The organism is Brevundimonas sp. GW821-FHT10E09 (assembly GCF_058809375.1).
Genome location: NZ_JBXASO010000012.1, coordinates 16,310 through 31,197, shown reverse-complemented (window position 1 = coordinate 31,197; position 14,888 = coordinate 16,310). Strand labels below are relative to the sequence as shown.

Here is a 14,888-nt window from a genome sequence, read left to right as displayed (position 1 = left end):
GGGGCGTCATGTTCAAAGCACTTATCGAAGCCTCGGTCCGCTTCCGATGGTTCGTGGTCCTGGCGACGGCGATCGTCGCCGCCTTCGGCCTCTACAACCTGACGCAGCTACCCATCGACGCCGTGCCGGACATCACCAACCGGCAGGTTCAGATCAACACCATCGCGCCAGCGCTCGCGCCCGAGCAGATGGAACGTCAGGTCACCTATCCGCTCGAAACCGCGATGGCGGGTATTCCTGGCATCCAGACCACGCGGTCGCTGAGCCGAAACGGCTTCAGCCAGGTCACGGTCATCTTCTCCGACAACACGGACATCTACTTCGCCCGCCAGCAGGTGGCCGAACGGATGGCCCAGGCGCGCGAACGGTTGCCCGAAGGCGTGGAGCCGGCGCTTGCGCCCATCACCACGGGACTGGGCGAGGTGCTGATGTGGACGGTCGACTTCAAGCCGTTCAACAGCGCCAACCTCGCCAAACCGGGTGAGCCCGGCTGGCAGGCGGGCGGCGCCTATCTGACGCCCGAAGGCGAACTCCTGACCACGCCCCAGGCCCGCGCAACCTATCTCCGCACGGTTCAGGACTGGATCATCGCCCCGCGCATGCGGACCGCGAAGGGACTGGCCGGCGTTGATGTGAACGGCGGCTATGTGAAGGAGTATGCGGTCCGACCCGACGCCGCGCGTCTGGCGGGTTACGGTCTGAGCCTGAACGATCTCGTCGTCGCGCTGGAACGGGCTAACACCCAGGCTGGCGCTGGCTATGTCCAGCGGTCCGGCGAAGCCTTGACCGTGCGGACCGACGCCTTGGCGCAGACCATCCCGGATCTCGCCCAGGCCCCCGTCGTCAACCGCAACGGACTGGTCGTCCGGGTCGCCGACGTCGCCACCGTCGAGATTGGCCAGGCGCCGCGTCTCGGCGGCGCCAGCCGCGACGGCCACGAGGCCGTGGTTGGTACGGCGCTGATGCTGGCCGGCGGCAACAGCCGGACGGTGGCCCAAGCCGCAGCCGAACGTCTCGAGGAGGTTTCCGCGAGCCTGCCGCCGAGCGTTGTCGCCGAACCGGTCCTGAACCGCAGCTCGCTGGTCAACAAGACCATCTCAACCGTCGCCAAGAACCTGATCGAAGGCGCTCTGCTGGTGATCGTGGTGCTGTTCCTGCTGCTCGGCAACATCCGTGCGGCCTCGATCACCGCCCTGATGATCCCGATCAGCTTCCTGTTCGCGGTCATCGGCATGAACCGCTTTGGCATCAGCGGAAACCTGATGAGCCTCGGCGCGCTGGACTTCGGCCTTTTGGTCGACGGCGCGGTCGTGGTGGTCGAGAATACCCTGCTGATGCTCAGCCAGCGGCGGGCCGAAGCCGGTCGAATGCTGACACGTCGGGAGCGGCTCGAGGTTGCTGGAGCCGCGGCGCGTCAGATGGTCAAACCGGCTGCTTTTGGCCAGCTGATCATCCTCCTGGTCTTCACGCCGCTGCTGATGCTTGAGGGCGTGGAGGGCAAGACCTTCATCCCCATGGGCGCAACGGTGATGCTGGCCCTCGTCGGCGCCTTCATCTTCTCCTTCACCTTCGTGCCGGCGATGACGGCCCTGCTGGTCCGGGATCCGAAGAAGGTCGAGGTCGATGAGCACGGCCACGCCCACGAGCACGAGACCTTCATCCTCCGATACGCGCGGCGCTGGATCGAACCGGCGATCCGCGCCGCCGTCGACCGGCCCAAAGTCGTCCTGGCGTCCGCGCTCGGCGCCCTCGTCATTGGCGGCATCGCCTTCAGTTCTTTGGGGCGGGAGTTCATTCCGACCCTGGATGAAGGCGATATCGCCATGCAGGCGTTGCGCGTGCCGTCCGCCTCGCTGGAACAATCGCTGGCGATGCAGATGGCCCTCGAACGCGTCATCAAGGCCCAGCCCGAGGTGAAGACTGTCTTCGCCCGGACCGGGACGGCGGAGGCGGCGGTGGACCCGATGCCGCCGAACATTTCGGACGCGGTCATCGTCCTGAAAGACCGCAAGGAGTGGCCCGATCCGAACCTTCCGAAAGAGGAGCTGATCGAACGGTTCGAAGAGCTCGCCGCCGGACAACTCGGCAACAGCTTCGAGTTCAGCCAGCCCATCGAGCTGCGCTTCAACGAGCTGATCTCGGGGGTTCGGACCGACCTCGCCGTGATGGTCTATGGCGACGACTTCACCCAGCTGCAGGCCACTGCGGACCGGGTCGCCGCCGCCCTTCGTGCAACGCCCGGATCGGCCGACGTTCGCGTCGAGCAGGCGTCGGGTCTGCCCACCCTGACCGTCAGCGTGGATCGTTTCGCGGCCGCCAACTACGGCTTGTCGGCCGCCGATGTCTCCGAGGCGGTTTCGGCCGCGGTCGGCGGCGCCGAGGCCGGGCAAATCTTCGAAGGCGATCGTCGCTTCAGCGTCGTCGTCCGTCTCGCGGATGATGCACGGAATGATCCGGCGGCCCTTGCGGCTCTGCCGGTAACGACCGCCACAGGCGTGACCGTGCCGCTCTCCTCCGTCGCCCGGATTCAGGTCGCGGAAGGACAGAACCAGATCAGCCGCAATGACGGCAGCCGGCGGATGGTGGTGCAGGCCAACGTTCGCGGGCGCGACCTGGGCGGCTTCGTCACCGAGGCCCAGGCCAAGGTGGAGGCCGACGTCGATCTTCCGACCGGCTACTCCCTGACCTGGGGTGGCCAGTTCGAGAACCTGAAGCGGGCCGAACAGCGTCTGGGGCTGGTCATTCCGATCGTCTTCATCCTGATCGGGGTCTTGCTTTTCATGGCTCTGGGATCCTTCGCCGAGGCGGGCCTGGTGTTCGCGTGCGTTCCGTTGGCTCTGGTCGGCGGCGCCCTGGCGCTTGTCCTCAGGGGGATGCCGTTCTCGGTTTCCGCAGCGGTCGGCTTCATCGCCGTGTCCGGCGTCGCGACCTTGAACGGTCTCGTGCTGATGCAGGCCATTCGGGAGCGTCTCACGGGCGGAGCGGCGCCGCGTCTTGCCGCCATCGAAGGCGCGACAAGCCGGCTTCGCGCCGTCCTGACGACGGCTCTCGTCGCCATCGTCGGGTTCATCCCGATGGCATTCGCTCACGGCGCCGGCGCCGAAGTGCAGAAGCCGCTGGCCACCGTGGTCATCGGAGGCCTGCTCACGGCCACCGCGCTGACGCTCCTTGTCCTTCCGACCTTCGCGGCCAAGGCCGTGAAACACCGGAAGGCGGAAGGGATCGAGGAATGAGCGGGGCCCACGAAACAGAGCAGGTCCAGCGCCGCACCCTCCTGGTGGTGCTGTTCCTGAACGCTCTGCTGTTCGTGGGCCTGGGAGTCGGCGGCCTCGCCGCCGACTCCAGCGCTCTGCTCGCGAACGCCGTCGACAACGGCTCCGACGCGGCCGTCTATCTGATCAGCTTCCTCGCCGTCGGGCGCGCGCTGATCTGGAAGACGCGGGCGGCTCAGGTCTCCGGCGTGATGCTGCTGATCTTCTCGGTCCTCGTCCTGCTCGACGCCCTGCGCCGGACGCTGACGGGAACCGAGCCGGTCGGACCGACCATGATGGTGCTCGCTGTCGTAGCGGCGGTTATCAATCTGATCTGCCTGCTGCTGATCCGTCGGCAGCAGAGCAGCGACGTCAACATGAAGGCGGCCGAGACATTCAGCCTGAACGATTTCGCCTCGAACGGCGGCATCCTCGTCGCAGGCGGCCTGGTGATGTGGTTGGACCAGTCGTGGCCCGACCTGCTGGTGGGGGTGCTGGTCGCCGCCATAGCCGCCAAGGGCGGCTTCGACATTCTACGCGATGCGCGCCTTGCGCGACGCGACGCGGAGAGCTCGGTGACATGAGCCCGCCGTTGATCGACATCGCCTCCGTCCAGCGCTGGCGCAAACTCTTCATCGCCGCCGGGTTGTTCGCCCTGCTGGCCTGGACCGCTCTCGTGAAGGCCCAGCCACAGCTCGAGCATCCCGTCGAACATCTCGGGCTGATCGCCATCATGGTTTGCGTCCTGGGGCGCGCCTGGTGCTCGCTCTACATCGGCGGCCGAAAGAAGCAGGAGATCGTCACCAGCGGGCCCTATTCGCTGTGTCGAAACCCGCTTTATGTTTTCAGCTTCATCGGCGCATTCGGGATCGGCGCACAGACGGGCAGCCTGACCGTCGGCGCCACCTTCGCCGTCGCCTGCTGGATCGTGTTCCACATCGTCGCGAGCCGAGAGGAAAGCTTCCTGACGTCGGCCTTCGGCGACACCTACCGCAGCTACGTCGTGCGCACCCCCCGCTTCGTTCCGAAACTGCGCCTCTGGCGTGACGAGGCGGAACTGTCCGTCCGGCCGGCGTTCTTCCTCCGGACTGTCCGCGACGGCCTTGCCTTCCTTCTGGCGTTGCCCGTCTTCGAGGGACTGGAGCACCTCCAGAACCTTGGCTGGCTGGACGCCCTCATCGCCTTGCCGTGAGGAGGTCGAGATGAACCGCAAGCGACTGGTCATCCTCCTGAGTGCGGCTCTGGCGATCGCCGCCTTCATCGCTGGAGCCGCCGCTCAGCGCGCCGGGATGTTCGTGCCCGACCGCTCGCCCCTTACCCGTGATGTCTCCTGAGGAGCCCGATCATGCCCAAGACCCTCCGCCTGAACATTCCCGTCCTCCTGCCTCATGCGCCAGATGTGGAGGACGGCTGCGTTGGACGGCTGATCGCGCTGTTGCGTGCCGAACCCGGCGTCTCTGAGGCGCATGTCGCCGAAGGCGAGGGAGGCCCAGAGCTCTGCATCCACTACGACCCCGACCAGCTGTCGCTGGCTCAGGTCCGTCGCCGTGCGCGTCAGGCAGGAGCCGAGGTCAGTGAGCGTTTCGGGCATCTCGTCGGGCGAGTGGAGGGTGTCCGCCACGCTCGCCACGCCCGCACGCTCGCGGCCGCGCTCGGCGAAGAAGCTGGCGTGATCGAGGCGGTGCTGGATCCGGCTGGCGCTCTGCGCCTGGAGTTCGACCGGCAGATCACGAACCGTGAGAAGCTTGAAGAGCGCCTTGCGAGCCACGGCCTCGCACTGCTCGGAGCGACCGGGGGCGCCGCTTCAGCCACTGCGAAGACCCCTGATGCGCAGCCGGCAGCGCCATCCGAAGAGGAGGCCAGTCATACGCCCGATGACGGTCACAACCATGGTCACTCCGATGGCGATGGCCATGACCACGGACATTCCGATGGCGACGGGCACGACCATGGTCATGCTGGCTTCCTCGGACCCAACACGGAGCTCATCTTCGCGGTCGGCAGCGGTGCCGCGCTCACGATCGGTTGGCTGATCGAGAAATTCATTCCGGGCGTGCCGGGATGGCTGCCCTTCGGTCTTTTCCTGATCGCCTATGCCTTGGGCGGCTGGTTCACGGTCGGCGAGGCTGTCGGAAACCTGCGGCGCAAGCGTTTCGAGATCGACACCTTGATGCTGGTGGCCGCAGCCGGCGCCGCGGCGCTCGGAGCCTGGGCGGAAGGGGCGCTGCTACTGTTCCTGTTCAGCCTCGGGCACGCCCTCGAGCACTTCGCGATGGGTCGCGCCAAGAAGGCGATCGAGGCTCTGGCCGCCTTGGCCCCGCGCACCGCTCATGTGCGGCGTGGAGAGGCCGTCGTCGAACTTCCGGTCGAAGAGCTGGAAGTCGGTGACCTCGTCGTCGTTCGGCCGAACGAGCGTCTCCCGGCCGACGGCTTCGTCGTGAAGGGAACATCCAGCGTGAACCAGGCTCCCGTGACGGGGGAGAGCATTCCCGTCGACAAGCAGCCTGTCCCAAACCCCGAGGAGGCCCGCGCCAAGCCGGCAAATGTCTCGGCGGCGTCGGTGGTCTTCGCCGGCACCATTAACGGCGGCGGCGCCATCGAGATCGAAACGACGCGTCGATCCAACGACACCACCTTGGCCAAGGTCGTCCGGATGGTGAGCGAGGCCGAGACCCAAAAGTCGCCGACCCAGCGCTTCACCGATCGCTTCGAGCGCGTCTTCGTGCCCCTCGTGCTCGGTCTGGCCTTCGTCCTCCTGTTCGCTTGGGTGGTCGTCGAAGAGCCGTTCCGCGACAGCTTCTATCGGGCGATGGCCGTGCTGGTGGCCGCCAGTCCGTGCGCTCTTGCGATCGCCACGCCGAGCGCGGTGTTGTCCGGGGTCGCCCGGGCGGCCCGCGCCGGGGTTCTCGTCAAGGGTGGTGCCCCGCTCGAAAATCTGGGAGCGCTCGACGCCATCGCGTTTGACAAGACCGGGACGCTGACTGAGGGGCGGCCGCGGATAACCGACGTCGTTCCGTTCGGCCAGACGACCGAGAGCGAGCTCCTGGAGATTGCTGTTGCGGTCGAACGGCTCAGCGATCACCCCTTGGCGGAAGCGATCGTCCGCGACGGAAGCCAGCGGCTGGTCGCCGCCCCCGTTCGAACCGCAACGGATTTGCGCAGTCTGACCGGCAAGGGCGTCATTGCACGCCTGGACGACCAGGATGTCTGGATCGGCAAGCCGGAGATGTTCGGTTCGGACGCCATCGCCCCGCTCGCACCGGACACCGAGATCGCAGTCGCGGCCCTGCGCAACCAGGGTCGGACGCTGATGGTGGTTCGCCGCGGGACAAGAGATCTCGGGGTCATCGGCCTTCTCGACACGCCTCGGGCCAAGGCGCGCGAGACCCTTACCGCGCTCCGCGCGCTCGGCATTCGCCGCATGATCATGATCTCAGGCGACCACCAGAAGGCGGCCCAGGCGGTGGCCGGTCAGGTCGGGCTGACCGAGGCGTGGGGCGACCTGATGCCGGAGGACAAGGTCGACGCCATCAAGAAACTGCGGTCCGAAGCCAAGGTCGCCATGGTCGGCGACGGCGTCAACGATGCTCCGGCGATGGCCACCGCGACGGTCGGCGTCGCCATGGGCGCGGCGGGATCGGACGTCGCCCTGGAGACCGCCGACGTAGCCTTGATGGCGGATGATCTGTCCAAGCTGCCGTTCACCGTGGGTCTTAGCCGTCAGACCCGCCGCATCATCCGCCAGAACCTGTTCGTCAGCCTCGGGGTCGTAGCGTTCCTCGTCCCGGCGACGATCCTCGGTCTCGGCATCGGACCTGCCGTCGCTCTCCACGAGGGTTCCACCCTGCTGGTCGTCTTCAACGCGCTTCGCCTTCTGGCATGGCGCGGTCCGCGCGGCGTCGAATGACCCGCCTCTAGGAAAGCAAAGGATAGTCCTATGAAACGTCTCGGTTGGGTTGGCGTCATCGCCGCCTTTCTCCTGATCTCGGTCTTCGGCTTCGGGATGCTCTCGCGGCAGGGTCGCCCGGCGCCGGAGCCGACGGCAGTCGATGCGCGCCCCATCGACCAGCATGCCGGGCACGGCGATGCCGCCTCGGATAATCCCGCCACCCGGTCCTACAAGGAGGCGAACGAGCGGATGCACGCCGCTATGAACATCGACTACAGCGGCGACGCCGATGTCGACTTCATGCGCGGGATGATCGCCCACCACGAGGGGGCGGTCGCTATGGCGAGGATTGCGCTCGACCAAGGTTCGGACCCCGAGGTGAAGGGCCTCGCGGAGGAGATCATTCGCACGCAGGAAGCTGAAATCGTCCGCATGCGGGTGTGGCTGGCCAACCGAGCGGCTCGCCCGGCGGACGCGCAGGGCTGAAGCCATGGGGGGCAAGCGATCCCCGATCCGGAGCAAGGCTCCCCGATGGCGTCCGGGCCGCTACAAGGGGCGCGGCCGGTCCAAGCTATACGGGAGGCCAGAACCGTTCCGGCCGGTGCAGGACACACTGATCGCGGTTGGCGCGAGCCTCGTCGCCGGCGCGATCGTCTTCTGTCTCGCCGTGCCGCTGGCGGCGACCTACCGGATCCCGGTGTTCGCGTCCTTCGGCGGTCTCATGTCGCTTCTGGCGATCATGACCTATCGTCTCGGGCGGAAGGGGCAGGCCGGTCGGGTCATGACCGCCGCCATGACGGCTGTATGTCTCTTGGGATTCGGCCTTCTTCTCCTGACGCGAGATCAAATGCAGTTCGCTCCGCGTCATCATGATCACCCCGCAGCGGCTGGAGCGGCACAACCTTGATGACCGCCCAAGAGAACGCACGACCTCAGCCGGTCAGGATTTCTCGGGGCGGTTGGCTCGATATCCTGCGCTTCGTCGCCGGCGCGCTGATCATTCTTTACCACTTCCGCGAAGCGGCCCCGACGCCTCTGGGTCAGTTCCACCCCGTGTTCGACCGGGGCTATCTCCTGACGAACTTCTTCATCATCGACTCCGGCTATGTCCTCGCCCGGATCTACGGCGACGGCTTCGCGGCCCGCGCAATCCCGCTGCGCGCCTATGTCCGCCAGCGCTTTCTTCGCGTCGCGCCCTCTCATCTGGTGGTCGTCGGCGGGCTGGCGCTTTTGATCGCCGTCGCCGGACTTTTCGGGATAGTCCCGAGCAATCCTCAGTGGTTCGATTGGGGTCAGCTCCCGGCGCAGGTCTTTCTGGTTCAGGCCTACGGCGTTTCAGGCGGGCAGGGATGGAACGCGCCGACGTGGACGCTATCCGCCCTTCTCGGCTGCTACCTTCTACTTCCCTGGATATGCCGCCTGCTCTGGCGGCTCGATCCTTGGACCGTGGTGATCGGCGCCGGCTTGTTGATGATTGCCACAGACTGGGCGTGCCGGACATGGCTCGGCGAGCCCCTCTACCGCCTGCCTCTGAGGTTCGGATTCATTCGAGCGCTTCCGCTGTTCCTCCTTGGGGTAGCCGCCGCTCTTTTTGGATCACGCATCTATTCGACGCCGGTATGGGCCGGCCGCATCGGTCTGCTCGCTTTGGTAGGTCTCGTCGCGGCGCAAGTCATCGGCCACTTCGCTCTGGTCTCGGTGGTTCTGCTGACCGTTCTGATCTGGGCGACCGGAGCCTTGCCAACCGCGCGGCCGTCGAGGCTGATCGAACACCTCGGACTTATGTCGTTCGCCATGTTCCTCACCAATGAGGTGAGCCGGATCGTCTGGTTTGGAGCGTTCGACGCCTTCGGTCAGTCCGGCTGGTCGGATGCCGTCCGGTGGGGCGTGTGGACGGCGGGGCTCGTCGCGGCTTTCCTTGGCGCTGCGGCTTTCCGCTACGGCTTCGACGGCCCGGCGCAGGCTTGGTTCAATCCGCCTCGCCCCAAGAGCACATTGCCCGGGGCAAGCGCCGATCGCCCGATCGCCTGACGGTGCAAGACGTGTTCATCAAGCACTGAGAGAGGTGCGTCTGAACCATCATGCGCAAGCGATCCGGCTCTCGGACTGAACCTTGGGGGGCAAGCCAGTCACGAACCTGATGTCGGTGCTGTGTGAGCCCCGCTGCGACAAATAATCGCCACCAGTTCGGTTGCATTCGAGGCTGTTGTGCCGTACTGCAAGCCTCCCGTTGGGGAGTAGCTGCCGGCGCCTGAAGCCGGGATCGCATCAACACATTCGCGCAGGCCGAAAGCTTGGGCGTGGTGCGGTCAGCGGATATTCATCCGCCTGGCGAGACCAGCGTGTCCACCGCCGTGCCGGCCGGTGAGGACACGCGTCTCGTTTGTCCGGCGGACACTATCATGACCCCAGGCGCCATCGCGGTTCTTTCCCTCAGCATGTCGACGGACGCTTTCGCGGCCGCAGTTGGCCGAGGGGCATCCCATCGGCCCGCAGTTTCGACGGCGTTGAAGGCTGGCGTCGTGTTCGGCGTGATCGAGGCGATCACGCCACTCATCGGTTGGGGCCTCGGAATCGTCGCCGCCGGTCTTGTGGAGAGAGTCGATCACTGGATCGCATTCGCGCTGCTCGCGGCGGTGGGCGGCAAGATGATCTGGGAAGCCTGCCAGCCGATCGATGACGAAGACGCCGGCCCGAAACGCAGCGGACCCTGGGCGCTCATCGCGACTGCTGTCGGAACCAGCATCGACGCCGCCGCCGTCGGCGTCGGTTTGGCGTTCATCGGTGTGAATATCTGGGTGATCGCATTGAGCATCGGATTCACCACCTTCGCTCTTACCACGGTCGGCATGCTGATCGGCAAGGCAGTCGGCAAGCGCTTCGGCAAGAAGGCTGAATTCCTCGGCGGTTTGGCTCTGGTCGGGATCGGCTCCATGATCTTGTTCGAACATCTTGGTGTCATCGGCTGACTAGGGGGAATGACATGACGACCAACACCCGGAGACCTCAACGCTATTCGAATGTCGCCGCCGCGTTCCACTGGACCATAGCGATCCTCTTGCTCGTTCAGATCTATGTTGGCTGGACATTTGGCGACATGGAGCGCGGCGCCATGCGAACCGACTGGTTCAACTGGCACAAGACGCTTGGCTTGCTCATCCTTTTCCTCAGTCTCGGACGCCTCGGTTGGCGTCTACTAAACCCGCCGCCTTCCTTCCCGATCGATACGCCGATCTGGGAAATCTGGCTCGCGAGGCTGAACCACGCCGCCTTCTATGTGATCCTGATCGGGCTTCCGCTCACCGGCTGGGCCTATATTTCGACGGGCTCGGGCGCGTTGACGAGCAGCACGACGCCTCTGATCGGCGGGTTGAGCTTCCCGTTTATTCCAGGAATCCCTCGGGAAGGACACGACGCCTTCGAGGGTGCGCATGGCGCTCTGGTGAAAGTCACCTACGCCCTGCTGGTCCTACACGTCGGCGCCGTGCTCAAGCACCTGCTGATCGACCGCAAAAAGCTGGCACAGCGGATGCCGCCTTTCGCCAAGCCTTGATCCACGATCGACGGCGAGAAACACCAGTCGGGGAGGCTGGAAGCCCATGCCCCCGGAGTGGCCATCGGTGTCGAGGGGCATGAGCGCGAAGCCGGTCAGTTGGTCCTTGACGTCGTCGTGCCGCCAGAGTTCGATGCGGCGAACATTGGCGGGATCCTGTCGGCGTTCAACTGTTCGATGATCGTCCGCGGGACTGACTGACAGCGCTTATCGACCTAGGTCCTGCCCGAGCTGCTTGCCGGTGAAAACCTGTGCGAAACCGCGCGCGTCGAGAGAAAGGGTGACGACTTTTCCCATCGCCGGCGCTGCCTTGTCGACACCAAGCCGCCCGTAGTGTTCCGAGCCGTCGGCGGCGCGCACGACCACATAGGCGGAGCTGCCCAGCTCATCGTGAAAGCCGGTCTTGACAACCTTGCCCTGGACCGGCGTCTTGCCGAGCTGTTCGGTCGACCGAGCGCCGTCCAGACGCCTCTGGTTCAGGGTGCGGATGACATCCTTCGAAAGCTGGAGACGACGAAGCCTCGCCTCGAGGTCGGTGGAGAGCTGAAACCGTCTGCCCGACCGGACGGCCAGCCCGAGACGTTCAAGGTGGCGCAGCCGCCCCCTGGTAAGCGCGGTCCACGCATCCGTTCCGCCGATCCCGTCATCGACACATCCGTTCGTGTCTGCGGCCGCCAAGAGGCGCCGATCAAAGGCGGTGAAGCGGTCCGCCTCGGTCTCACGCCAGACCCGCCGTTCGGCATCCTGACGGCTGAGGTCGCCGAGCCGCTCCTGGGCGACCTCCTGCGCGCGGGCGCGGAAGCCGTAGCCGATGTAATCGCGTGGGATAACGAGGTCCCGGCCATCGCTTCTTAGCCCTCGAACCAGCACATGGGCGTGCGGCTGGTCGGTGTCGAAATGGCAGACGGCGATCCAGTTCAGGCCCGGCTCTCCAAGGTCGTCGGCGACCCTCGACATGACATCCCTGGTGAAGCACTGGAGGTCCGAAATCCGATCGCCGTGCTCGGGTGAAATGATGAAGCGGAAATGGTGCCTGGCCTTCGCCCAGCCCTCCGTGGCGCCGGCCGCATCGACCCCTTCACGCACCGGTCCGAAGAAGGCCGCGCGCTCGCCGTCCTCGCCGGCGCCCATGCGGCCGAGATAGGTGATATGGGCGGCAAGCGCCGCGCCTCGGGCGAACCCCTTGCCCATGTGTCGGGACACGAGCGCCTTGACCGTGACGCGCTGCCGGACGTCGAGACGGAAGGGACGACCCGAGCGGTTCTGGGCCGCGCGCAGACAGCCAGCGCGGTCCCCGTAGGCGAACAGACGCGAGGCCGCGAGCCTCTGGAACATGGCGATCCGGACGCTGGTCTTGTCTGACTTCAACCTCTGCGGAAGACGCACTCTCAAGGGCGAGACGTCGTCCTTCGACGCTTGGGCGAGGCGTACCTCGATGGCGGTTCGGACCTGCATGATCGGCGCTCCGGCCTGTCGTCCCAGATCGTGCGGTGCCGCATCGGCGGGCGGGTATCGAGATAGGCCTGTGCGCCGGGAGCCAGACCGTGACGGGAGATGACCAGAAGCTTGGCCGGCCGCACTTCATCCAGAACCGTCTCATAGTCCGACCAGATTGCTTTGAGGTCGTCCCGATGGAGGGGGCGCGCGTAGTCCTTCGCCTCAAGGATGATCGTCTCGCGGCTTCCGAAGTCGTCTCGCTCGAAAACGCCGTCGACCTTCTTTCCAGCGATCAGGATCTCGGTGCGGCCGTTTCCGTAGAGACCGCTGAGGTAGTTCGCCGCCTCGTTCCGAAGAGCGGAGCCCGGGTTCCGGTTCTCATTCTGGATTTCGAACGCCGTCAAGACTTCCCCCGATCCGCCGGAGTGATTCCAGCGGCTTGAACGAGGGGCGATGATACCCGCATTGCGCGAGTGTTCCAGAGTCGTTCGCCTGCGCCAGGTGCGGTCGCGGACGTCTCGTGGAGCGAAGAAAGTCGTCTTGACTTGCCCTCTGGGCGCTGGTCTGGAGAGGGAAGGGCGACACCTCGAAGACGGGCCGACACGACTATGACGCTCGATATCCGGGGCAGCATCAAGAATACGAAGCTCAGTACGAACCCCTATGTTGTGTTCGAGGAACTGATCTCGAATGCCATCGACTCCTACCTGATCCGGAAGGATGCCGAGCCTTCGGCGCCGGCGCTCGATGTCCGTGTGGACGTGGTGTTCAGGACGAGCGATCTGTTCGGCGAGCTCGAGGTGATGTCGGTGCGCTGTCGCGACAACGGTTGCGGGCTCGGTGACGATCAGCTGAAGGCGTTCCTCACCAAGGACACGTCATACAAGGACGACCTGCACATCGCCGGGATCGGCAAGTGTAAGGGCGCGGGGCGCATTCAGTATTTCCACTACTTCGGTTCGCTATCGATCGAGAGCACGTTCAGGCGGGGCGGGGAGGCGATCCATCGTCGCATGGATTATGCCGAGCCGACCAAGCAGATCGATTTCGAGGACTTCTCGGAAACGCCCGGCGCTGAGACGGTTATCGGCACGGCGCTGTCGCTCGGCGCCTTCAAGGAGACGGCGCGGCCGCGCTTCGCGGGGGCGGCCCCCAGCACGCTCTTCTCCGCTGCAGCGCTGAAGCGTCAGATGCTCATGGCCTTCCTCCAGCGTCTCGTCGGGCTGGATGAACGCCTGGGGGATTTCGGCATCGCCTTTGTGACCCGCCATGGCGACGGCGACGCCAACACAGAAGTGCTGAAGCGGGCCGATCTTCCGAAAGTGACCGCGACACGGTCGGTAGAGGTCGAGGAGCGGAATCCGTCGACGGGCGAGGGGACCGGGGTCCATCAGACCTTCCGGCTCTCGCATTATCAGCTGGACGCCGCCGAGTTCGGCCTGCCCAGGAATGCGATCGCCTTCTGCGCCAAATCCTCTCCGGTGCAGGACATCACAGGCTATTACCTCCGTACGAAGACCGAGCAGAACAACCCTGTCGGCGGCTTTCACCACATCGTCCTCGTGGAGAGCGACTTCCTCGACCAACGGGTGAACGAACAGCGCGACGGCTTCGACGACATTCCCGCCGAGATCCCGACCACGGACCTCTTCGCCTCGGACCCCCTCTCCTACGCCGACATCCATGCCGCCATCGATCCCGTGATCGAGGAGATGGTCGTTCCGGCGGATTGGACGAAGGAGGTCGTGATCAAGGAGCTCACCGACCAGTTCGGTGTGAGCGAAGCCATGTTGGCCGACACCTCGACGCGCATCGTCTATGGCGAGCCGGCGCAGTCCGTGGTCGAGCGCGTGCTCAAGAAGTACCAGGAGCGGGTCATCGAGGAGACGGCGGAAATCTTCGACTTGAAGGAGGAGATCATCCGCGCCGAACCGGATTCCGAGGAGTTCCGTGCGAAGATCAACCAGCTGGCCTGGAAGTACATCTCGTCGCTCAAGAATTTCGACATGGCGAACCTGTCCCAGCTCGTCGTTCGCCGCGCCGCCATCGTGGAAATTCTCGCCCTGGCCTGCGGCAAGAACCTCGCCATGCAGTCGTTGGCGGATGGTGTCCGCCGCAAGGACGAACGGATCATTCACAGCATTTTCTTCCCGATGCGGCGGGACAGCACCGACGTCACCGATCACGACATCTGGCTGCTGAGCGAGGATTACCAGTACTACGACTACATCGCGTCGGATGTTCCGCTGGCCAGTATCGTCTGGGAGGGGGACGAGACCGTCTTCGAGGACGATATCGATCGCGAGTTCGCCAAGCTGTTGGTCGAGCGTTCCAATGACCATGCCGCGAAACGCCCCGATATCGCGCTCTTCAGCAAGGAGGGGTCGGCGATCATTGTCGAGTTCAAGGCGCCTGGCGTGTCGATGGACGATCACACCGGCGACCTGCGGGAGTACGCCCATCTCCTTGCGGCCAAGTCCGGCGGCAAGCTCAACCGTTTCTACTGCTATCTGATCGGCGACACGCTCAACCCGCTGCGGCTCGGCGAGACCTGGACCCAGTTTCCGACCGGCACGGGCTGGTTTTCCTCAGGTGAGCTCCGCGACCCGGTGGCCAGGCGACAACTGGGCGAGACCTATTCCGAAATCCTCTTCTACGACGACGTCGTCGCCAGGGCGAAAAAGCGCATCAGGGTCTATCAGGACAAGCTGCAGCTCTCGCTCAAGACTTGAACCCTTGGTGGAGCCGTGACCGATCC

13 protein-coding genes are annotated in these 14,888 nt (G+C 65.2%); 11 read left to right on the top strand and 2 right to left on the bottom strand.

Annotated features, from left to right (window positions below):
* Positions 1–8: 8 nt before the first annotated feature.
* The 10 genes from AC1RSI_RS12215 to AC1RSI_RS12170 all read left to right on the top strand — a co-directional run bounded on the left by AC1RSI_RS12215 (position 9) and on the right by AC1RSI_RS12170 (position 10,693).
* Positions 9–3,233 carry an efflux RND transporter permease subunit gene (locus AC1RSI_RS12215; RefSeq protein ID WP_035307833.1) on the top strand — a complete coding sequence of 1,075 codons (3,225 nt, stop codon included), beginning with the start codon at positions 9–11 and terminating at the stop codon, positions 3,231–3,233.
* Positions 3,230–3,835, top strand: a complete 606-nt coding sequence (locus AC1RSI_RS12210; RefSeq protein WP_035307831.1) for a cation efflux transmembrane domain-containing protein — start codon at positions 3,230–3,232, stop codon at positions 3,833–3,835. The genes AC1RSI_RS12215 and AC1RSI_RS12210 overlap by 4 nt, the downstream gene beginning before the upstream one ends.
* 8 nt (positions 3,836–3,843) lie before the next feature.
* Positions 3,844–4,443: a methyltransferase family protein gene (locus AC1RSI_RS12205; protein ID WP_447941229.1), complete on the top strand. Its 600-nt coding sequence runs from the start codon at positions 3,844–3,846 to the stop codon at positions 4,441–4,443.
* Positions 4,444–4,453: 10 nt separating this feature from the next.
* The gene (locus tag AC1RSI_RS12200; protein ID WP_291753750.1) at positions 4,454–4,585 is read left to right on the top strand and encodes a hypothetical protein; all 132 of its coding nucleotides are present in this window, start codon (positions 4,454–4,456) and stop codon (positions 4,583–4,585) included.
* A gap of 11 nt (positions 4,586–4,596) precedes the next feature.
* Complete coding sequence (locus AC1RSI_RS12195; RefSeq protein WP_447941228.1) at positions 4,597–7,158, top strand: heavy metal translocating P-type ATPase; 2,562 nt, start codon at positions 4,597–4,599, stop codon at positions 7,156–7,158.
* A 30-nt stretch (positions 7,159–7,188) separates the two neighbouring features.
* The gene (gene copM, locus AC1RSI_RS12190) at positions 7,189–7,626 is read left to right on the top strand and encodes a CopM family metallochaperone (RefSeq protein ID WP_035307825.1); all 438 of its coding nucleotides are present in this window, start codon (positions 7,189–7,191) and stop codon (positions 7,624–7,626) included.
* 115 nt (positions 7,627–7,741) lie between these two features.
* Positions 7,742–8,047, top strand: coding sequence for a hypothetical protein (locus AC1RSI_RS12185; RefSeq protein ID WP_291753741.1), 306 nt, complete (start codon positions 7,742–7,744; stop codon positions 8,045–8,047).
* Positions 8,047–9,171: an acyltransferase family protein gene (locus AC1RSI_RS12180; RefSeq protein WP_291753755.1), complete on the top strand. Its 1,125-nt coding sequence runs from the start codon at positions 8,047–8,049 to the stop codon at positions 9,169–9,171. Before AC1RSI_RS12185 ends, AC1RSI_RS12180 begins: the two co-directional genes overlap by 1 nt.
* 311 nt (positions 9,172–9,482) lie before the next feature.
* The gene (locus tag AC1RSI_RS12175; RefSeq protein WP_291753739.1) at positions 9,483–10,109 is read left to right on the top strand and encodes a manganese efflux pump MntP; all 627 of its coding nucleotides are present in this window, start codon (positions 9,483–9,485) and stop codon (positions 10,107–10,109) included.
* Positions 10,110–10,123: 14 nt separating this feature from the next.
* Positions 10,124–10,693: a cytochrome b gene (locus AC1RSI_RS12170; RefSeq protein WP_291753736.1), complete on the top strand. Its 570-nt coding sequence runs from the start codon at positions 10,124–10,126 to the stop codon at positions 10,691–10,693.
* A 207-nt stretch (positions 10,694–10,900) separates the two neighbouring features.
* On the opposite strand, the gene AC1RSI_RS12165 is transcribed toward AC1RSI_RS12170, so the two are convergent.
* Together AC1RSI_RS12165 and AC1RSI_RS12160 are read right to left on the bottom strand one after the other, a co-directional pair.
* Positions 10,901–12,148: a DUF3363 domain-containing protein gene (locus AC1RSI_RS12165; RefSeq protein ID WP_447941226.1), complete on the bottom strand. Its 1,248-nt coding sequence runs from the start codon at positions 12,146–12,148 to the stop codon at positions 10,901–10,903.
* The gene (locus AC1RSI_RS12160) at positions 12,082–12,534 is read right to left on the bottom strand and encodes a hypothetical protein (RefSeq protein WP_492322680.1); all 453 of its coding nucleotides are present in this window, start codon (positions 12,532–12,534) and stop codon (positions 12,082–12,084) included. The genes AC1RSI_RS12165 and AC1RSI_RS12160 overlap by 67 nt, the downstream gene beginning before the upstream one ends.
* A 204-nt stretch (positions 12,535–12,738) precedes the next feature.
* On the opposite strand from AC1RSI_RS12160, the gene AC1RSI_RS12155 reads away from it, so the two are divergent.
* Complete coding sequence (locus AC1RSI_RS12155; RefSeq protein WP_447941225.1) at positions 12,739–14,862, top strand: hypothetical protein; 2,124 nt, start codon at positions 12,739–12,741, stop codon at positions 14,860–14,862.
* Positions 14,863–14,888 lie beyond the last annotated feature (26 nt).

Excerpts from the sequence above, each read along its gene's own strand:
- AC1RSI_RS12215 (WP_035307833.1), top strand. The coding sequence starts at position 9 with ATGTTCAAAGCACTTATCGAAGCCTCGGTCCGCTTCCGATGGTTCGTG.
- AC1RSI_RS12210 (WP_035307831.1), top strand. The coding sequence starts at position 3,230 with ATGAGCGGGGCCCACGAAACAGAGCAGGTCCAGCGCCGCACCCTCCTG.
- AC1RSI_RS12200 (WP_291753750.1), top strand. The coding sequence starts at position 4,454 with ATGAACCGCAAGCGACTGGTCATCCTCCTGAGTGCGGCTCTGGCGATC.
- AC1RSI_RS12195 (WP_447941228.1), top strand. The coding sequence starts at position 4,597 with ATGCCCAAGACCCTCCGCCTGAACATTCCCGTCCTCCTGCCTCATGCG.
- copM (WP_035307825.1), top strand. The coding sequence starts at position 7,189 with ATGAAACGTCTCGGTTGGGTTGGCGTCATCGCCGCCTTTCTCCTGATC.
- AC1RSI_RS12180 (WP_291753755.1), top strand. The coding sequence starts at position 8,047 with ATGACCGCCCAAGAGAACGCACGACCTCAGCCGGTCAGGATTTCTCGG.
- AC1RSI_RS12170 (WP_291753736.1), top strand. The coding sequence starts at position 10,124 with ATGACGACCAACACCCGGAGACCTCAACGCTATTCGAATGTCGCCGCC.
- AC1RSI_RS12165 (WP_447941226.1), bottom strand. The coding sequence starts at position 12,148 with ATGCAGGTCCGAACCGCCATCGAGGTACGCCTCGCCCAAGCGTCGAAG.
- AC1RSI_RS12155 (WP_447941225.1), top strand. The coding sequence starts at position 12,739 with ATGACGCTCGATATCCGGGGCAGCATCAAGAATACGAAGCTCAGTACG.